At 54.3% G+C, this 19316-nt stretch carries 17 protein-coding genes, 1 tRNA gene and 4 pseudogenes; 15 read left to right on the top strand and 7 right to left on the bottom strand.

What is annotated here, in order from left to right; all coding sequences use genetic code 11:
- Window positions 1-54: 54 nt before the first annotated feature.
- Both PMM47T1_RS28630 and PMM47T1_RS29070 read right to left on the bottom strand, forming a co-directional pair.
- Window positions 55-222: pseudogene (locus tag PMM47T1_RS28630) on the bottom strand (transposase); the annotation flags it as partial.
- A gap of 307 nt (window positions 223-529) precedes the next feature.
- A pseudogene (locus tag PMM47T1_RS29070) lies at window positions 530-685 on the bottom strand (IS630 family transposase); the annotation flags it as partial.
- Window positions 686-767: 82 nt separating this feature from the next.
- Here PMM47T1_RS29070 and PMM47T1_RS28625 point away from each other — a divergent pair.
- The 7 genes from PMM47T1_RS28625 to PMM47T1_RS29770 are packed head-to-tail and all read left to right on the top strand — an operon-like array spanning window position 768 to window position 8576.
- Window positions 768-1718 (top strand): MazG nucleotide pyrophosphohydrolase domain-containing protein, encoded by a 951-nt coding sequence (locus PMM47T1_RS28625; protein ID WP_157212989.1) that lies wholly within the window; start codon window positions 768-770, stop codon window positions 1716-1718.
- Window positions 1719-1724: 6 nt separating this feature from the next.
- Window positions 1725-2726 carry an IMP dehydrogenase gene (locus PMM47T1_RS29065; protein ID WP_081492643.1) on the top strand — a complete coding sequence of 334 codons (1002 nt, stop codon included), beginning with the start codon at window positions 1725-1727 and terminating at the stop codon, window positions 2724-2726.
- 2 nt (window positions 2727-2728) lie between these two features.
- Window positions 2729-4138 carry an MATE family efflux transporter gene (locus PMM47T1_RS12415; RefSeq protein WP_157212988.1) on the top strand — a complete coding sequence of 470 codons (1410 nt, stop codon included), beginning with the start codon at window positions 2729-2731 and terminating at the stop codon, window positions 4136-4138.
- A complete protein-coding gene (locus PMM47T1_RS29060) occupies window positions 4135-5397 on the top strand; it encodes a saccharopine dehydrogenase C-terminal domain-containing protein (RefSeq protein ID WP_081492642.1) in 1263 nt (420 codons plus the stop codon). Before PMM47T1_RS12415 ends, PMM47T1_RS29060 begins: the two co-directional genes overlap by 4 nt.
- Before the next feature lie 24 nt (window positions 5398-5421).
- Window positions 5422-6645 (top strand): aromatic ring-hydroxylating oxygenase subunit alpha, encoded by a 1224-nt coding sequence (locus PMM47T1_RS29055; protein WP_081492641.1) that lies wholly within the window; start codon window positions 5422-5424, stop codon window positions 6643-6645.
- 15 nt (window positions 6646-6660) lie between these two features.
- On the top strand, window positions 6661-8058 hold the full coding sequence (locus PMM47T1_RS29775; protein ID WP_157212987.1) for a phenylacetate--CoA ligase family protein: 1398 nt from the start codon (window positions 6661-6663) through the stop codon (window positions 8056-8058).
- Window positions 8055-8576 carry a hypothetical protein gene (locus tag PMM47T1_RS29770; protein WP_157212986.1) on the top strand — a complete coding sequence of 174 codons (522 nt, stop codon included), beginning with the start codon at window positions 8055-8057 and terminating at the stop codon, window positions 8574-8576. The genes PMM47T1_RS29775 and PMM47T1_RS29770 overlap by 4 nt, the downstream gene beginning before the upstream one ends.
- Window positions 8577-9458: 882 nt before the next feature.
- Here the strand turns inward: PMM47T1_RS29770 and istB are convergent.
- The 5 genes and pseudogenes from istB to PMM47T1_RS12390 form a co-directional block, all read right to left on the bottom strand.
- Complete coding sequence (gene istB, locus PMM47T1_RS12405; protein ID WP_008369123.1) at window positions 9459-10214, bottom strand: IS21-like element ISPsy14 family helper ATPase IstB; 756 nt, start codon at window positions 10212-10214, stop codon at window positions 9459-9461.
- A gap of 20 nt (window positions 10215-10234) precedes the next feature.
- A pseudogene (gene istA, locus PMM47T1_RS12400) lies at window positions 10235-11749 on the bottom strand (IS21 family transposase).
- Between the two features lie 139 nt (window positions 11750-11888).
- Complete coding sequence (locus PMM47T1_RS29765) at window positions 11889-12065, bottom strand: hypothetical protein (RefSeq protein WP_157212985.1); 177 nt, start codon at window positions 12063-12065, stop codon at window positions 11889-11891.
- Window positions 12066-12485: 420 nt separating this feature from the next.
- Window positions 12486-12986, bottom strand: a pseudogene (locus PMM47T1_RS12395) (IS5 family transposase); the annotation flags it as partial.
- Between the two features lie 178 nt (window positions 12987-13164).
- Window positions 13165-13252, bottom strand: a tRNA-Ser gene (locus PMM47T1_RS12390).
- A 134-nt stretch (window positions 13253-13386) separates the two neighbouring features.
- Here PMM47T1_RS12390 and PMM47T1_RS12385 point away from each other — a divergent pair.
- The 8 genes from PMM47T1_RS12385 (at window position 13387) to PMM47T1_RS12350 (ending at window position 19273) form a co-directional block, all read left to right on the top strand.
- Entirely contained in the window at window positions 13387-14058 is a 672-nt protein-coding gene (locus PMM47T1_RS12385) for a Bax inhibitor-1/YccA family protein (protein WP_008369120.1), read from the top strand.
- A 316-nt stretch (window positions 14059-14374) separates the two neighbouring features.
- A complete protein-coding gene (locus tag PMM47T1_RS12380) occupies window positions 14375-15751 on the top strand; it encodes a nucleobase:cation symporter-2 family protein (protein ID WP_008369118.1) in 1377 nt (458 codons plus the stop codon).
- 70 nt (window positions 15752-15821) lie between these two features.
- Window positions 15822-16214 carry a sulfurtransferase complex subunit TusD gene (tusD, locus tag PMM47T1_RS12375; RefSeq protein WP_008369116.1) on the top strand — a complete coding sequence of 131 codons (393 nt, stop codon included), beginning with the start codon at window positions 15822-15824 and terminating at the stop codon, window positions 16212-16214.
- 1 nt (window position 16215) lies between these two features.
- Window positions 16216-16575 (top strand): sulfurtransferase complex subunit TusC, encoded by a 360-nt coding sequence (gene tusC, locus PMM47T1_RS12370; RefSeq protein ID WP_008369114.1) that lies wholly within the window; start codon window positions 16216-16218, stop codon window positions 16573-16575.
- A complete protein-coding gene (gene tusB / locus PMM47T1_RS12365) occupies window positions 16575-16847 on the top strand; it encodes a sulfurtransferase complex subunit TusB (RefSeq protein WP_008369112.1) in 273 nt (90 codons plus the stop codon). The genes tusC and tusB overlap by 1 nt, the downstream gene beginning before the upstream one ends.
- Window positions 16844-17179, top strand: a complete 336-nt coding sequence (locus PMM47T1_RS12360; protein WP_008369110.1) for a TusE/DsrC/DsvC family sulfur relay protein — start codon at window positions 16844-16846, stop codon at window positions 17177-17179. The genes tusB and PMM47T1_RS12360 overlap by 4 nt, the downstream gene beginning before the upstream one ends.
- The gene (locus PMM47T1_RS12355; protein ID WP_008369107.1) at window positions 17176-18177 is read left to right on the top strand and encodes a glycosyl transferase family protein; all 1002 of its coding nucleotides are present in this window, start codon (window positions 17176-17178) and stop codon (window positions 18175-18177) included. The genes PMM47T1_RS12360 and PMM47T1_RS12355 overlap by 4 nt, the downstream gene beginning before the upstream one ends.
- 94 nt (window positions 18178-18271) lie before the next feature.
- The gene (locus tag PMM47T1_RS12350; protein ID WP_008369104.1) at window positions 18272-19273 is read left to right on the top strand and encodes a glutathione S-transferase family protein; all 1002 of its coding nucleotides are present in this window, start codon (window positions 18272-18274) and stop codon (window positions 19271-19273) included.
- The last annotated feature ends 43 nt before the right edge of the window (window positions 19274-19316 follow it).

Below are 19316 nucleotides of genomic sequence, written 5' to 3'. Positions count from 1 at the left end.
CCCGGCCAGTTCATTTTTTTCCAGCAGGCGGCGGAAGTTGAGGATGGTGGTTTAGTCGGGAATGCGCTGCAGACTCAAACCCGAAAAATGGCGAAGAATCGTGGTCTCGTACAAAGCCTCTTCCATCGCCGGGTCACTGTAGCCAAACCCGTTTTGCATCAAGTGAACCCGCAGCATCGACATCAACGGGTAGGACGGGCGACCGCCTTCGCCCTTTGGAACCGTCCGATTCACGTGGATACAGAATTGCCCTCTCCACTGTGAGAAAAAGCGAGCGACATGAATTTATCGACGACCGTTCGTCGGCAACTCTGAGGGTTTTCTGAAATCGGCAAGCCAGCTTTCGCGCATCAGCTTCCTACTGCTCCCACAAGGATAAGAGAAAAGCCCTACATATACTTACATTTTGAAATACTAAACATCCAAAAACTAGAACCAGGGAAACTTCCTACATCACTTCAGGAAACTACTGAAAGAGCACTCCTACCCCTGCAAAACCAAGCCACCTTGCAGTTAGCTCAATGCAAGTGCTTCTATGGCGTCGCTTCAATCTTCCGATGACTTCACCCGTAGCAATGTCCAGTGCCGCAAACAACGATGTGGTTCCGTGGCGTTTGTAGTCGTGGGTGCGAGTGACGGGTTTGCCCGGGGCAAAAGGTAAGCCTGGCGGGGTGCGGTTCAAACTTGGCTACGTCGTCCGAGAGCGGAAGTGGGCGTATTGCGCTTGCTAGAGAAGGGGGTCAGCTAACTCCCTAACGGGGCAACGCGTGGGCCTGAAACAAAATGTTGCAATTCTAATCGTGACATTCAATCGAGTGGAAAATACCTCAAACGGAAAGCTGAATTATTTTTTACATTTGGTATTGATACTTAAAAAAGGGAAGCGCTACGCTTTCTATGCCAAAATTACTCAATGGAAGGAGTTACTTGCGATGGAATACTCAAACCCGAAAATCGCTGAATTGGTAAAGCGTGACGCCAAGAAATTAGCAATAACTGATATGCCCCCTAACCTTATTTCTACCAACGTGAATACTCCATCGGAGAGTATTCTCTTAATATGTACCTATACAATGTCCATTGCTCCTGAGTTGATTTCTCAGCTGGCAGCAGGCCGTGAAGTATACTCGTTCTGTCCGGAATTATCGCACTTGGATGTATTGGGTCTGAAACTCACCACTATGTTCAGGATCGGAAAGGTAACCGATCTAGTCGTACTCACTAAAGATGGATCTCCCCATAGCATGCAGATCCCCTTGATGGTTCAGGAAGCTGCGGAAAATACAAACTTTGATAAGTCCAAGGTCACTTATCAGGCTTTAGAGGGTGGTAAGGTATACACGATTGGCGATCGTACTATTCGAAAAGCCAGGCATTACTCAGAAATTGAAAAAATCATGCCCTTGGCAAAATTGCGAAAGGTTGTAGAAATCCTGCGTGCGCCAGGCGGCTGCCCAAACGACCAGGCAGAAACTTGGGAAAGTATTATTGATCATCTTCGTGAAGAGACGGAGGAGGTCGCCGAGGCAGTCAAAAATAACGATATTGAAAATCTCTGCGATGAACTGGGGGACGTCCTGTTCAATATCATGCTGATGAGCCGGATTGCCGAGGAACAGCAGATGTTTTCAATCGAAGACGTCATCGCAAATAGCGCAGAAAAAATGATTCGAGGCCATAAAAAGATCTTCACAGCAGATCGCCCAGTAAAGTTTTAATTAATCATGGGGCCAACTCGATTTTACTCGAGACTGGACTTCGATGAGCTGTCACTTATTCCGCAGCTTTCGGAGATATCTCCGGAAGCTGTGGATGTCAGCTTCAAGTTCGCCTCTAGAGTCTATAAGCACTGCCCTTTTCTTCCGTCTCCTATGGATAGCGTCGTCAGCCCAGCCCTAAGCCAAGAGATTTGTAGGCTTGGGGGGATTGTCACGTTGCCTACCGCTGACTGGGATCTGAATAAGTGGCAGGATCACTATAAAACTGCACTTTATGCGCAGAGAAATAATGCGCAATTGGGGGTTCTTCTACCACCAGTTCCGTCGATCATTGACGCCTGGCTAGAACAGGTCGATGGACATATTGACTTTGTTGCGCTGGACACTTTGCATTTTCAGCCACATTTGCACCTAACTGCGATCCGTCATCTGAGGAAAAATTGTTCAGATTTGGCAATAATCTCAGGCAATGTTACGGAAAAAGACGGTGCTTTACGCTTGATCGATGCTGGAGTAGATGCGGTTCGCGTAGGTATGACCTCCGCTTCTATAAATCGAGGAGAGCAGTTGACAGGATGTGCCAGATCTCAGCTTGCTGCTGTTCTCGATTGCGCCCAGCCATGCCGTGATGCTCGGATACCGCTTATATGTGATGGGGGGATTGCATCGCCCGACAGAGCGGTTAAGGCATTCGCTCTTGGCGCAAGTGCAGTGATGATGGGAGCGTCCTTCGCCGCAACTATAGAAAGCGCAGCACCTCTTATTCAAGAGGATGGGGATTTTTATAAACTGTACGCTGGCATGAGTCAAGTGGGTAAGATCAGCTCGGAGCTAATGGCAGAAGGCGTCTCAAGGCGATTGACGCCTTCAGGAACAGTGGAGGATTTGCTAAGCCATTGGAGCAGTGTTTGCCGGATAGCAATTTCTCGTGCCGGCGCTACATCTATTGAGCAATTACACAGCAAATGCACTTTTGAAGTCAGTGCTATTACGGAGAGGCGATGGTAAGCATGGATAGCAAAATAGCGCGATTATGGTCTGCGCCGATGCTCGATATTTATAAACTGGCAATCCCATTGGGACTCGCCAATCTATTAATGCTGGCTAATACTATCGTCGACACTATCATGCTCGGCGCCGTAAACGCTGAGACATTAGCTGGTGCAACTTTAGGGATCCAGCTATTTCTACTCCTTGTAGTATTTGGTGATGGAGTAGTGCTGGCCTTTGCACCAATGTATACCAAGTCGCTAGGCTCAGATGACAAATCTGGGCAGGCAGCGGTAATGCGCGGTACTATCTTGCTGTGCCTGGGACTTTCGTTGATGGCCATCGGAGTAATGTACGCAGCAGAGCACTTATTCGTCCTGTTTGGCATCGACACTGCGCTATCCGCTATTTCTGGCGACTACAACCGAATCGCTGCTCTGAGCGTTTTTCCGATGTTGCTGTCGATCGCTGGGTGGGAATTGGCCAGTGCTCACGACAAAGCCTCTTGTGTCTTGGTAGCGTCAATACTAGGGTTCCTCGCCAATGCGGCACTTAATTGGGTCTTCATCTACGGAAATTTAGGCTTTACGGCTATGGGCGTCTCGGGAGCCTCTTTATCCACGCTTATAAGCAGTCTTGTCATCCTGGGGACTATTGTTGTCTATTTGAGGAAAGAGGTAAGGATCTTATTTAGCTGCAAAATAAGCATGGCGTTATGCTTTAAGTCTGCGATTCAGGTTTTAAAGCTCGGCTCGCCTATCGGCGTAATTGAAATTGCCACGGTGGGATTTTTTGCCTCCTCAACCTACCTGATTAGCATATATGGCGCAGAGGTTTTGGCCGCGCATGCGATAGCATATCAAGTAACCGAACTGGCAATCGTCTTCGTATTAGGGTTTGGCGAGGCGGCAACTATTAAAATCGGGTTGCTGCTCGGCACGTTACGCAACCAAGAATTAAAAGAGATGGTGCGCAATCTTATATTGGGCTGCATATCTGTATCCGTACTATTGTGCGCATTAATGATTTTGCTTTCAACAGATATCCCTAAGTTGTACTTTGGCTTTGAATCAAGCTCTCTAGAACGCCCCCAAAACCTGGCCACTCAGCTAATTCTGATTGGTGCAACCTTTACGATTTTGGATGCACTACAGATAGTATATCTAGGCATTCTTCGGGGGTTGCGGGATACGGCTATACCTATGATGTATGTCTTAGTGGGTTATTGGGCCGTTGGAGTACCTGGTGGACTGTTGCTTTCAGGGCCAGCTGGCTTAGGTCCCCAAGGGATTTGGTACGGTCTAACGATAGGTTTGCTAGCCGTTTGCGTTGGACTATTTTGGCGATTGAAGAGACGAATGATTGAGGTAATGGAGATGCCTTTGGCATCTAGTAGAAACGGAGTTCTAAATGCGAAGCACTTGTCATGAAAAAGATTGCGATCGTTGGCTCGGGAACTATCGCGGCAGCAACAGCCCGGTTAATTGCGAAGAAATGCGGTACGTATTTCGCGTGCAATCTCATTGCTCGAAACTCAATGACTGCTCAGTCGATCTGTAGCGATGTTCTACGCGATTACGGCCTCCTAATGGATTGGCACGAATGTGATGCGCTTGATCGAGAAAATCTGGCGAGGCTTTTACGGTGGTCAGAAATTGAATTAGTAATCAATCTCGCCACGCCTGACACGCACCTTCAAGTGATGGGGGCCTGCTTGGATAGCGGGTGTCATTACTTGGATACTGCTCTCTTTGAGGCGGAATCGGATTTCAATGTTTCGCCTCCTTGGTACCAACCTGAAAAGCAGCTTAAGAGTGCATTCTCTGAGGCGGGTTTGACTGCCTTACTTTCAATCGGGTTTGATCCAGGTATTGTCAATTGCTTTTGCGCCAAAGCGCAAAAAGATGATTTTGACGAAATATTAGAAATTGACCTTTTATGTGCGAATAATGGAACGCACGGCCATTTTTTTGCTACAAATTTTAATCCATCAGTGAACCTCAAAGAGCTATGTGAAGAGACGTCGTACCGCGAAGGCGGGAATTGGCATACTTCGCCTGCATTTTCGCGATCCAGACGATATTGTCTGCCGGGCGTCGGTGAACATCTGATGTATTCAGTGGGGCACGAAGAGGTTCATTCTCTAGCTGAGAAATTCCCAAATGCGGCAATAGAATTCTGGATGCGCATCGGTGACCAATTCCGCCAAACGCTCCAAACGCTGGAGCGCATTGGATTGGTATCTCGTGATAAAATTTTGGTTCGTGATGTCCAAGTAGCTCCCATAGATGTGCTTGCTGCATTGATGCCTGAACCGTTCAGTTTGGCGACAACATACAAAGGCCAAGTTTGTGTTGCTGTAGTTATTAAAGGGCGCAAGCAGAATGTGACTAGCTCGATGATATATTACAGCGTATGCAGCCACGAAGCATGCATTGAGGATATCGGCGCACATGTTACTGCATACACAACTGCGGTTCCTGCTGTTGCGGCTGCCCAATTGATTCTTGAAGGTCATTGGAATACCAAAACGCTTGTGCACCCGGAAGATCTAGAGCCGGATCTCTTCCTGAAGCGGATTTGTGATTTAGGGATGTCTTGGAGGTCGTCAGTACTGCCAACGCTTCCGACGAATGGCGAAACTATTAATGTCGATGTAGAAGCCGAATTTGCGCAAATAGTCGCGTGATATGCTTATAGACATAGGCCAAATATGAATCCAGAAAACTACAAATACATCAGCCCTAAATTGTATCAGCACATTCTTAGTGGCAACCATGAGCGCTTAAAAAACGAAGCTCGAAAATTTGGACATGTATCACTTGAAAGCTGGTACTTTACTTCCTCGCAAGCATACGCATTCGATATTAATGAAATAATACGGAAAAGCTGGCAGTTCGCTTGCCACGTAAGCATGTTGCCCACAGCCTCAAGCTTTGTAACTATGAACTTGGCAGGCTTGGAAGTTATTGTACTGAGAAAAAAAGATGGTGAGCATAAAGCTTACGCTAACACTTGCCCCCATCGTGGGGCTCGACTAGTTAATGAGAAAAGTGGCATTCTCACTCGGTCAATGTTGTGCCCGGTTCATGGATGGTCATTCGGGCTAGATGGCAGTTTATCCAACATTCCTAGATGGAAGGAAGACTTTCCGCACGTTTCAAAAAACGACTGCAAGCTACATGAATACGCCGTTGATATATTTGAGGGCATGATTTTTGTTCAGCTTGGGGGCGACACTCCGCCACCATCGGTTACACTTGAAGGGTTCAGAGAGATCATTTCTTATTATCGAATTCCTGAAATGATAATGAGCTATTCTCCAGAAACTTCAGAATTCCAAGCAAACTGGAAGCTTATCATGGAAAATGACAGGAACGCCGATCATATTCCATGTATCCATCCAGAGTACAATGACTTATTCGGCTATAGGGGGTTTACCGAGGTTTTATATCCACATGGTGTGTGGCATGCTGCTTTGCCTATGAAGCAGAGAACGCCGAAACTTTGGACTTCACGCAACTATCACAAAATACTACCTAAATTTGAAGGCATTCCCGATGTTCTGGGTGATGTTTGGATGAATTTTAATCTGTTTCCGAATTTTTCTTTTTTTATTCATCCGGAGGCCGTCGATATAATGCAAATTATGCCTGCCGGACCAAATTCATCCATAATCCGAAGTCTTGGCTTGAAGATAGATGTAACCAGTAGGCAAATTGAAGCCTCTCGATACTTGGCTGGGAGGCTAGATGAAGCAGTATTCGGACAAGAGCAAACAATGCTTGAAGGGCTTCAATCTGTCCTAGATCAAGGGAATTTTTCCGCAGGTCCTGTTTCCGCTACAGAGTATGGAGTGTTGGATTATAATCGCTGTTTCTTTGAGATTTACGAAAAAGGAGGCTTACGCGCTCCTGGCTACCAGCGACCTATTTAAACTTGGAGAAAGCTCATGGATGACGCAAAGATTTACAATACGAAAGATAATCATTTTAATATCGAGGATATCTATAAACGTAGCCGTGTAGGAGCGCCAGAGGACGAGCTAGAAACTCTCGAAATGCAGGCGTTGGCACTGGATATCTTCAAGACGGGAGTAAGTCCCTGCCATCGCCTATCGCCAACAGGCTGGCTACCTCAAGGAGAACATAAAACCAAAATTCAAGTGCTATCTCAACTAGTTGATTTTGCATTTGCGAACGTGCCAATGTACTCTGAGATATATCGAAGCGTAGGTTACGAGCTAGGGTCAATAAGATCCGAGGCCGACTTTAAGAGCTTGCCAGTGTTAACTCGTAGTATTCTAAACCGCTGGAATGATGATGATCGTTTGTCGCTCGGCCGAAAAGCGATCGACACCTATTTTGTTGGCACATCGGGATCGTCAGGGAAATCACTGAAGGTTTTTTACGACCAGAACGCAGCTATTGTTGAAACTCTTGAATCATTTAAGCAGTATGCTTCCTATATAAACGAATCGTTATCTGCTGATCGGTGGATATATAACATTCACATGTCGCGAGGCTGGTTATCCTCGCTTTTAGGGGCTTATCGTACTTTTACTTTGAATGAGGTTCCTCCGCTTGATGCGCTAATTGAACACTTCGCAAAGATTCGGCCAGTTTTTTTGTGTGCGCTTCCTAGTCATCTTTGGGAGCTTTCACCCATCGGGGATTTAAGTCGGTTCGGCATTCGCGCCATTTCAACAAATAGCGAGCAAAGTTCAAGAGTTGAGCGCAGTAAATTGTCCGAAATTTTTGGTGTTCCTGTATTAGATGAATACTCTTCGGTAGAGCTTGGCGTGATTGCGTACGAGTGTTCCGCAGGCCATTACCATGTCAACGAAGAAGGCTTGCACATAGAACTTCTGGATGTTGATGATTCAGGATTTGGCAAAGTGGTTGCCACGGATTTTAGAAGCTGGGTAATGCCATTAATAAGATATGATCAAGGCGATCTTGCTAGCTGGGATAAGAGCGTTGGGGTTTGCTCCTGCACCAAGGCTGGGAATCGATTTTCCGAGATCAGAGGGCGGGCTGACGATTATTTTCTTCGAGAAGATGGATCGAAGGTTTCAAGTGCGACACTACTAAATATAGTAGATACATTGTTTACTGGGCCCGCGTCTACTCTGAAAGAATTTCGACTTGTCCAAGAAGCACCCCGAGAAATTAGGTTTGAGTTTGTGGTGGTTTCCGGGGAGGAACTGGCTGCCTCCTCTAAAAGCCAGCTTGTGGAGTCATTACTTATCAATATTGAACCCACTATCAAAGTTGAATTCATACAAAGAACTAAGTTAAGCGAAACCCCGAGCTATAAGCGAAAGAAGGTTATAAGGGCATTCGCATGATGCAGATTCTCCAGGCGCGCACTCAAAGCATTTCCAATGCGAATACAAAACGCGCAGTTTTCATTGGAGGGCCGGTCATGCATGCTTTAAGTGAAGGTGGCTATAACCAAAGCTTAAAGAAGTCCGTTGAACTTGCTATCAATACCGTCGAGTCGCATGGTTTAAAGGTTCGATCGGCGCTTGTTGAAGGTTATCTTACTCATGGCGTAAGTTTTGAGCCAGGCGGCGCTTTTGAACAAACTGTTCGAGATTACCAGGGAGTTGTGGAGGCATGCTGTTACATTGGTATCTGGCCAAGTGTAAACGGTGTGCCTATGAGATCAGACGGAATGTGTATAGAGATCGGCTGGGCAACACAATCGGCGATTCCTTGTATTTTAATTCGGGATACCTCCGCGAAGTATAGTGACATCGTGCTTGGCCTTAATTCGATTAGTAAGATTTATCATCTTGACCATGGTGAGTTTATCAAGAACAGCAACCAGCTACTAACTCTGCTTGACGCGGCGTTAGCTTAAGTCGGCTTGGAGTCACTGAATATTTAGTGACTCCGCCTACCGATTAGTAGGCAACAAAATTATTCCATATTTTCTATAGATCCAGTGCGCAATTAGCAGTTCTAACCCCTCTCAGCGCTGTCCGCGTCCTATCTTCCTTGTTTGCTCCAGCCGGGCCACGGTTTGTGCCCCTTTTCGTCAATAGGCGCTTCACGAGCTGAAGGCGAAAATGGATCGTGAAGCCCGCTCCCACAACGCCATGATGCGGGGGAGATTCTCCCGATGGTAAGAATCTCGGCTAAATCCTATACCCAATGCACATCCTCAGGTTGGAGCGGCAGTACATGCACGTCGGAAAGCCCTTGCTTTATCATAGGAAGCCCTTGCAGGCCTGTCCTCGGTGGATCGCCATCATATTGGTAAGACTGAGCGCGTTGAGCGTAACGTGACGTTTCTGAACGTGGTGCGAATTGCAGATGTATTGGCCTGTAGGTTATCAGATTTGTTATTCTACGCGGGGGGGTTAGCCTGCCCCCAGAATGGTCAGCAGAATTCATCTGGCATTTGCGAGCCAGCCTTTGTTATGCGCTAACCTTGGCCGGACTGGATATCAGTCGTACATGGCTTACTGCTGAGTTTTCACGTGCTACATTGCAGAAAGTGGCGTGTCGACTACTCGTGGCGCCGCAAATGTCCTGATTTTGATCGCGGGCTGTTGGCGCTGATTGAAAACTGACCCACCCTGCCGATTGAAAATTGACCCAGGGCGGATTGCTTGCGGATTCCACGACACTTGGACACCCAGCCCACGATCATTTGGACACTCATTCCAAGCTCACTTGGACACCTGACTCACGCCCACTTGGACAGGCAGTCGGAGCGCAGCGACGCAGGTTTGCATTGTTAGTCTGAAGCCACTGCCACCGTCAATTTCGTTGCGCGTCTGCGCATCGATTCGCCCTTCAGTTCGATCCGATAAGCGTTATGCACCAGCCGGTCGAGGATCGCATCGCCCAAGGTCGGATCGCCGATCAGCGCATGCCATTTGTCCACCGGCATCTGGCTGGTGACCAGCGTCGAGCGGTTGCCGTAGCGGTCATCCAGCAGCTCAAGCATGTCGCGCCGTTGGGCGGCGGTAAACGGCGCCAGGCCCCAGTCGTCCAGGATCAGCAGGTCGGTCTTGGCGTAGCCGGCCATCAGTTTGGCGAAGCGGCCGTCGCCATGAGCCAGGCCCAACTCCTCCATCAAGCGTGGCAGACGCAGGTAGCGCACGCTGTAGCCGTCGCGGCAGGCCTTGTGGGCCAGCGCGCAGGCGAGCCAGGTTTTGCCTACGCCAGTTGGCCCGCCGATGATCAGGTTCAGGCCATCACGCAGCCACTGGCCGCTGCCCAGTTGCAGGATCAAGGCCTTGTCCAGGCCGCGCGGGCTGCGATAGTCGATGTCTTCCAGGCAGGCGTTGTGGCGCAGCCGTGCCGCTTTGAGGCGAGTGGTCAGGCGGGCGTCTTCGCGCTCGGTCAGTTCGCGGTCGACCATCAGACCGAAGCGTTCGTCGAAGCTCAGATTATTGATATCGGGCGTTGCGTGTTGCTCGCCCAGCGACTTGATCATGCCGTGCAGGCGCAGGGTTTGTAGCTTGTCCAGGGTCGGGTTCGGTAGCATTTTGAAGCTCCTTTTTCTGGTCAGTGGTAGTAGCCGGGGCCGCGCAGATTGATGTGCTCGTCGGGCAACAGTGGCAGGTTTTGCTGGGCCAGCGGCAAGCGCTCCAGCCCTTGGCGCAGTATCGATTCGAGGCTTTTGTAGCTGCATGCGCCCAGTGCCAGCGCACGCTGGCACGCGGCTTCCAGCCGCGCTTCGCTGTGCTGTTTGCTCAGGCGCAGGATGCCCAGGCAGGCGCGGAAGCCGTGCTGCGGATGGATTCGGCGCTCGAGGATGTAGGCGATGACGCCAGCGGTGTTAGGCCCGGTTTGCTCTGCCCAGCGGATCAGCCGTTGCGGCGTCCACTCAGCATGTTCGCGGTGGCTCTTGGGCATGTGCTCGGTTTGGGTGGTGTGGCGGCCTTTGTGCAGCGAGCGCAGGTGGCTGGCCACACGCTGGTTGGCGTGGAAGCACTCGACGGTCTGGGCCGTGAGCCGCACTTCGAGTTGGTGCCTCACCAACGGGTAGGGCACCGAGTAGAAGTGGCCATCGACCTCGACGTGGTAGTCGATATGGACGCGTACCTTTTTCCATTCGGCGTAGACGTAGGGGTGTTCCGGCAGCCCTTGCAGTGCTGGTTGGTCGAGGGCCTCGAAGGCTGACCGGCGTGAGCCGGGCAGCTTTTTGAAGGGCTTGTGGTTGAGGCGATCGAGCAGCAGTGCGATGGCGTTATTGAGTTCGCCAAGCGAGAAGAACTGGCGGTTGCGCAGCACCGCCAGGATCCAGCGCTCGACGACTTGGACGCCGACTTCGACCTTGGCTTTGTCTTTGGGTTTGCGCGAGCGAGCAGGCAGCACGGCCACGCCGTAATGCTCGGCCAGGTCGCGGTAGCTGGGGTTGATATCGGGTTCGTAGCGATGGGCTTTGCTTACGCCGCTGCGCAAATTGTCAGGTACCAGGATCTGCGATGTGCCGCCAAGAAAAGCGAAGCAGCGCACGTGGGAGCCCAGCCAGTCTGGCAGCTTTTGCGACCAAGTGGCCTCGGCAAAGGTGTAGCTGGAGGCACCGAGGACGGCGACAAAGATCTGCGCCTGACGGATCTCGCCAGTGCTCCTGTCGATGATTGGGGCGGTCTGGCCGGCGTAATCGACGAAGAGCCTTTCGCCGGCACGGTGTTCCTGGCGCATGACCACATCGACCTTGGCGGCCCAGAGGCGGTAGTGCTCGCAGAACTAGCTGTATTGAAAGCCTTGCGGGTGAGCGAGTCGATATTCCTGCCAGAGCAGCGCCAGAGTGACGCCGGGGCGGCGCAACTCGGTGTGTACCCATGACCAGTCAGGCATCGGGCGCTGATCGCTCGGCACGGGCGCTGCCGGTGGAAACAGCCGTCGATTCAACTCCGCGTCAGAAATATCGAGGGGCCACGGAAGCCCACTGGCGGCAAACCGGCAAAGGTAATCCCCTGCACTGGAATGGCCGATGGATAAGCTGGCGGCGATCTTGCGCACGGACAGGCCGGCGTCGAACTTTAGGCGTAGTACCTCTCGGATTTTACGCATGGATAAACGCTCCACGACGACCTCTTCGCTTCGAGAAAAGAGGTCGATGGTAGTGAATAATCCTGCGTTGCTGCCTGCCTGAAAGTGTCCGGATGACCGTGGAATCGGTGTCCGGATACTCGTGGAATGAGTGTCCGGATCAGCGTGGAATCAGTGTCCGGATATCGGTGGAATGGGTGTCCGGATGGTCATGGAATCCGCAACGGGTCCAGCGCAGGTTTTCAATCAAGGATTTTTCTTCGTCGTTAAGGCGCGTATAGCCCAAGCCACGAATAGTACGGAGTACGACGGTATCTAGCACGGTGTTGTCAGACATAGTGAAACCTCAACGAGAAATTTGCATGCCGTCACCCTGACGCCAATCAGGTGGACGGAGCCGTACGGGTTGGCGTACCGGTCTCGTTAGCCGGCGTGCCCGAAGGCACCCACGCACGGCTCCGCCCATAAAGGACGTTGCCATGCAGCGGGTACAGGAAAACCGCATGCGCGATTATCATGTTCCGCTTCGAGACCCAGGACGCCAATCCTGTGCCGCTGAATTTGCAGCGGCGGGGCGAACCTTAACGACATCCCGGGCGACAGACAACCCCTAGGGATGCTCTGAAGTACGCCGACATTTTCTATCAGCCTCGCCCCCAGGTCTCAAAAAAGCGATCCCGTCAAAAATACGCTCAGATTCGTCGTCAGTTTTACGCGTTCGGCTGTTCAAAACCTCCCGCAGCAGGCATTTCCTGCATCACAGGCGCACCTGTCCTGCGCTGCTCAGTAAATGTCTGCGGGCCATCCAAAGGTTCGATAGCGCAAACAGTGTCACTATCTGTGCCGTATTTTTCGCCAAGCCACGGAAGCGCACCTTGGTGTAACCGAACTGCCGCTTGATCACCCGGAATGGGTGTTCGACTTTCGCTCGCGTCTGCGCCTTGACCTTCTCGATCTTGCGGATGATTTTGTAAAGAAGGCTGCGCTTGCCGTATTTCTTGTAGGTGCTTCGTCGCGCCGCGACCTGCCAGAGCACTGGGCGACCTTTATGTTCTTCTCGCTTGTCGACTCCGGTGTAGCCAGCGTCGGCGCAGACCACGTTTTCCTCGCCGTGTAGCAGTTTGTCGACCTGGGTGACATCCGCGACATTGGCCGCAGTGACCACCACGCTGTGCACCAGACCTGACTCATCATCGGTACCGATATGCGCTTTCGCGCCGAAGTAGTATGGGTTGCCCTTCTTGGTTTGATGCATTTCCGAGGTCGTTTATCGCCGTGTTGGCGAGATTCTAAGCCCCACAAAGTAGAGGCTAATCAGCCAGCAGTTGCGGAACGCATCGAAACGATGCGGAACACATGCGCTGCGACCTGACCAGAAAACCCAAGTCCCAGAAACGAAAAAGCCCTGAATAATCAGGGCTCTAACGGAGAATGTATGGCGGAAGCGTAGAGATTCGAACTCTAGGATAGTTGCCCATCGACGGTTTTCAAGACCGTTGCCTTAAACCACTCGGCCACGCTTCCAGCTTTGTTGCGGCGTGCATAATACCCGATTGAAACACACTGTCAAACTCTCTTCATTTCCCCTTGGCACAGGTCTGTTATGATCTTTGCATCTGAACGTTTCAAACCCGGTTTCAACCCAAAGGAGTCTCGCCATGCGCGAACAGGATTACGCAGTCAATAGCAGGCAGCAGGCCGACCAGCTAGAGGTCAGCAAGGTCCTGCGCAACACCTACGGTTTGCTGGCCATGACCCTGGCCTTCAGTGCCGTGACCGCTTACGTGTCGCAGCAGATGCACGTGGGCTACCCGAACATTTTCGTGGTGCTGATCGGTTTCTACGGTCTGTTCTTCCTGACCACCAAGCTGCGTGATTCGGCCTGGGGCCTGGTGTCCACCTTTGCCCTGACCGGTTTCATGGGTTACCTGTTGGGCCCTATCCTGAACCGTTACCTGCACATGCAGGGCGGTGCGGAAGTGGTGAGCTCGGCGTTTGCCATGACGGCGCTGGTGTTTGGTGGCCTGTCGGCTTACGTGCTGATTACTCGCAAGGACATGAGCTTCCTGGGTGGTTTCATTACCGCAGGCTTCTTTGTGCTGCTAGGTGCGACCGTTGCCAGCATGTTCTTCCAGATCAGCGGGTTGCAGCTGGCGATCAGCGCGGGCTTCGTGCTGTTTTCGTCGGTGTGCATCCTGTTCCAGACCAGCGCGATCATTCAGGGTGGCGAGCGTAACTACATCATGGCGACCATCAGCCTGTATGTGTCGATCTACAACCTGTTTGTCAGCTTGCTGCAGTTGTTTGGCCTGATGGGGCGTGATGACTGATTGAGCGGTTGAGTTGGAAAAGCCCGCTTCGGCGGGCTTTTTTGTGGCCGCTTTTCGGTGTTGCGCCGGTTGAAGCGGCGGCCGTTAGGCTGCGCTGGCCCTAGGCCTCGCTGGAGACTTTCAGTGTAGGGGGGGCCAGCGCAACCTTCGGCAGCGGTGACTGGTTCGGTGTTGAATGTGAGGTGGGATTCGACGCTGGATTCGGCGCAAAGCTGAGTTTTGGGTCAGGTTTTTCGGGGATTTGGCGGTGTTTCAGTAGTGGCCTTGTGGGGGGCATGTACGTAGAATTGCGCTCTTTTTTCCGCAAGGCCCTGCCATGACTGTTCCGCAACAGCCCTCCCCGTCCGACCGCCAAGACCTGGTGCTGGGCCTGGAAGACCGTCCCCGTCCATTGATTGCGATGCTGGCTGCGTTGCAGCATTTGCTGGCGATCATTGTTCCGATTGTGACGCCGGGGCTGTTGATCTGCCAGGCGTTGGGGGTGTTGCCCCATGACACGAACCTGATCGTGTCCATGTCGTTGGTGATTTCCGGTATTGCTACCTTTGTGCAGTGCAAGCGTTTCGGGCCGTTTGGCGCAGGGCTGTTGATTGTGCAGGGCACCAGTTTCAACTTTGTGGGGCCGCTGATTGCCGGTGGCGCCTTGATGGTGAAGCAAGGCACGCCGGTGGAAGGCGTGATGGCGGCGATTTTTGGCGTGGTGATTGCCGGGTCGTTCGTGGAGATGGGCATTTCGCGCATTCTGCCGTTCGTGAAGCGGCTGATCACGCCCCTGGTGACGGGCATTGTGGTGCTGATGATTGGCCTGACGCTGATCAAGGTTGGCCTGATCAGCATGGGCGGCGGGTTCTCGGCCATGGCCAACGGCAGCTTCGCCAATGGCGATAACCTGCTGCTGTCGGGCGTGGTGCTGGCGATTATCGTGGTGCTGAACCGCATGCCGGTGGTGTGGATGCGCAGTTGCGCCATCGTCATCGCGCTGGCGGTGGGTTATGCGCTGGCTGGGTACATGGGCCGTTTGAATTTTACCGGCATGCATGAGGCAGCGGTGTTTCAGGTGCCCGTGCCGCTGCACTTTGGCCTCGGTTTTTCGTGGGCATTGTTCATTCCGATGCTGGTGATTTACCTGGTGACGTCGCTGGAGTCCATCGGTGACGTGACGGCCACTAGCAAGGTGTCGAAGCAGCCAGTGGAGGGCCCGGTGTGGATGCAGCGCATCAAGGGTGGCGTGTTGGTGAACGGCGCCAACTCGTTGCTGGCGGGTGTGTTCAATACCTTTCCTAGCTCGATCTTTGCCCAGAACAATGGCGTGATTCAGCTGACGGGCATTGCCAGCCGCCATATTGGTGTATGGATTGCCGGCATGCTGGTGATTCTGGGGCTGTTCCCGTCGGTGGCGGGGGTGATTCAGGCGGTGCCGGAGCCGGTGCTGGGTGGCGCGGCCATGGTGATGTTTGGCGCGGTGGCGGCGTCGGGTATCAATATCCTGGCCAGCATTCACCTGGACCGTCGTGCGCTGCTGATCATTGCCGTGTCGCTGGCCCTGGGCCTGGGCGTGGCGCAGGTGCCGGAGTTCCTGGCGCACATGCCGTCGGCGCTGCGCAATGTGCTGGAGTCGGGCGTGGCCACGGGTGGTATCTGTGCGCTGGTGCTGAACTGGTTCCTGCCCGAGTTGCACGACAACGCCCGCTGAGGTGCGTGCAGCGGGCTTTTTTGGCGCTCAGGCTTTATCATTCCGGCAGATTTGCTGATAGAGCCGCGCCATGAAGTTCGCCATCGCTGTATTTTCCCCCGCCCATGCGCCCTCCTCGCGCCGCGCCCTGCGGTTTGCCGAGGCGGCGCTGGCGGGCGGCCACGAAATCGTTCGTCTGTTCTTCTATCAGGACGGGGTGCACAGCGCCTCGGGCAATGTGGTTGCCCCCCAGGACGAAGTGGACGTGGCCGCCCAGTGGCGCACCTTGATTACCGAGCACGGTCTGGACGCGGTGGTGTGCATTGCTGCTGCCCTGCGCCGTGGCGTGCTGAATGAAGCAGAAGCTCAGCGCTGGCGCCGCCCGGCGGCAAACCTGCCGGCGCCGTGGGATCTGTCCGGGCTGGGGCAATTGCATGAAGCCACGCAGCTGGCCGACCGCCTCGTGACCTTTGGAGGGCAGTGAAATGGCCAAGTCTGTGTTGATCATCAGCCGCCAGGCGCCGTGGTCGGGCCTGGGCCCGCGGGAAGCGCTGGACATCGCCCTGGCCGGCGGCGCCTTTGATCTGCCGTTGGGCATGCTGTTTCTGGATGATGGCGTGTTTCAGCTGACGCCAGGCCAGGCACCGGCGCAAGTGCAGCAGAAAGACCTGACGGCCAACGTGCAGGCGCTGCCGATGTTCGGCGTGGAGGAACTGTTCGTGGCCGCCAGTAGCCTGCGCGAGCGTGGTGTGGGCGCAGCGTCCTTGAACCTGGAAGCCCAGGTGCTGGAGGACGACGCCCTGGCCGCCCTTGTTGACCGTTTTGATCAGGTGATTACCCTCTGATGGCTACTTTGCATGTGTTGTCTCACTCGCCTTTTACCGACCAGCGCCTGGCCAGTTGCCTGCGCCTGCTGGGCAAGGACGATGGCCTGCTGCTGACCGGCGACGCGGTGTACGCGCTGCTCAACGACAGCCTGGCGCACCTTCAGGGGCGCGTGTATGCGCTGGCCGAGGACGTGCAGGCACGGGGCATCAGCACCGACGCGACGGTGGTCGACTACCCCGGCTTCGTGCAGCTCTCCATCGATTTTGACAAGGTCAACACCTGGCTATGAGCGAACTGATTGTCGAAGGCCGCCGCATTGGGCTGGACCAGAACGGCTTTCTGGAAGATTTGACCGAGTGGTCCAGGCCCGTCGCCGAGGCCCTGGCCGCGCGCGAAAGTATTGCCCTGACGCCCGACCACTGGGAGGTGCTGGAGGTGTTGCGCCAGTTCTACCAGGAGTTCCAGCTGTCCCCGGCCACCCGGCCGCTGATCAAGTACACGGCGCTGAAGCTGGGCGCCGAGAAAGGCAACAGCCCGCACCTGAACCGCCTGTTCAACGGCACTCCCGCCAAACTCGCCGCCAAGCTGGCGGGCCTGCCCAAGCCGACCAATTGCATATGACCGACCATCCTGCCCTGCTGCTGGAAACCCCAGCCGAACACCCTTTCGCCCAGTTCGTCCGCGCCTTGGGCAAGGGCAAGCGTGGCGCGCGCAACCTGACCCGTGAGGAAGCGCGCGAGGCCATGGGTATGCTGCTGGACGAGCAGGTGGAAGAGGCCCAGTTGGGCGCCTTCCTGATGCTGCTGCGCCATAAAGAGGAAAGCGCCGAGGAGCTGGCCGGGTTTACCGAGGCCCTGCGTGCGCGCCTGAAGGCGCCGGCGTTGGCGGTGGACATCGACTGGCCGAGCTACGCTGGCAAGAAGCGTCATTTGCCCTGGTATTTGCTGGCAGGCAAGTGCCTGGCGGCGAATGGCGTGCGCATCCTGATGCATGGCGGCGGCGCGCACACGGCCGGGCGGATGTACACCGAGCAGTTGCTGGGCACTGTGGGCATTGCGCTGGCGCGCACCTGGGATGCGGTGGGTGAGGCGCTGGATACCCATGGCCTGGCGTTCGCGCCGCTGGTGGACTGGGCGCCGCAGTTGCAGCGAATGATCGATTTGCGTAACACCTTGGGGTTGCGTTCGCCGATCCACTCGCTGGCGCGCATCCTCAACCCGCTGGGCGCCCGCTGCGGCCTGCAGAGCATTTTCCACCCCGGTTATCAGGCGGTGCACCGCGACGCCAGCGGGCTGCTGGGCGATCACGCCATTGTGATCAAAGGCGATGGCGGTGAAATCGAGGTCAACCCCGACAGCCCTAGCCATCTGTATGGCACCACCGGTGGCCAGAGCTGGGACGAGGAATGGCCGCAGTTGTCGGCCCAACGCCACGTGAAGCCGGCCAGCCTGGAACCTGCCCGGTTGCTGGCCGTGTGGCGCGGTGAGGCCATCGACAGCTATGGCGAGATGGCGGTGCTGTCGACCATGGCCCTGGCGCTGCGCGGTTTGGGCAAAACCCGGGAGGAGGCCTTTACCTTGGCCCGACAATACTGGGACGCACGCAACAGATCGATTTAACCGATAGATAGTGCCGGGGTTTTGCGCTTTTCATTCGAACTGATGCTCGTACACTGGACTCCAATGCATATCGAGTGTGCGAGGAGTTCAGGACATGGGCCTGCTGATTGAAGGGCGCTGGCACGACCAGTGGTATGAAAGCAGCAAAGACGGCGCCTTTCAGCGCGAAAACGCCCAGCGCCGCCACTGGGTGACCGCCGACGGCCGCCCGGGCCCCAGCGGCGAAGGAGGCTTCCAGGCCGAGGCAGGCCGCTATCACCTGTATGTGTCGCTGGCCTGCCCTTGGGCGCACCGCACATTGATCGTGCGTCAGCTCAAAGGCCTGGAAAGCCTGATCGACGTGTCGGTGGTGAGCTGGCTGATGCGTGAAAACGGCTGGACCTTCGACACCGCCTTGGGCTCGACGGGCGATAAGCTCGACGGCCTCGAATTCATGCACCAGCGCTACACCTCGGAAACCCCGGACTACACCGGCCGTGTGACCGTGCCCGTGCTGTGGGACAAGCAGCTCAAGCGGATTGTCAGCAATGAATCGGCGGAGATCATCCGCATGTTCAACAGCGCGTTCAATGAGCTGACCGGGAATACGCTGGATCTTTACCCGCACTCGCTGCGCCCCACCATCGATGCGCTGAACGATGCCATCTACCCAGCGGTGAACAACGGCGTGTATCGCGCCGGGTTTGCCACGTCGCAGGCGGCGTATGAGCAGGCATTCGACGAGGTGTTTGCCGAGTTGGATCGGCTGGAAGCGTTGCTGGGCGAGAAGCGGTACCTGGCGGGTGAATACCTGACCGAGGCGGATGTGCGTCTGTTTACCACCGTCATTCGCTTTGATGCGGTGTACCACGGGCACTTCAAGTGCAACATGCGCCGTATTGCCGATTATCCGAATTTGTCGAACTGGCTGCGCGAGCTGTATCAGTGGCCGGGGGTGGCGCAGACGGTGGACTTCGAGCATATCAAGCACCACTACTACGCCAGCCACGCCACCATCAACCCGACCGGGATAGTACCGAAGGGGCCGTTGCAGGATTTCGGGGTGGCGCATGATCGGGATCGGTTGAGTGGCAAGGGGATTCAGCGGGGCCAGTGATGGGCTCGCTGGGGATCTTCAGGGTTCACGCGGGCCTTCGCAG

This window comes from Pseudomonas sp. M47T1 (assembly GCF_000263855.1).
Lineage (GTDB): Bacteria > Pseudomonadota > Gammaproteobacteria > Pseudomonadales > Pseudomonadaceae > Aquipseudomonas.
The sequence above is the reverse complement of the archived record's forward strand: the minus strand, read 5'-3'. Positions and strand labels throughout refer to the sequence as shown.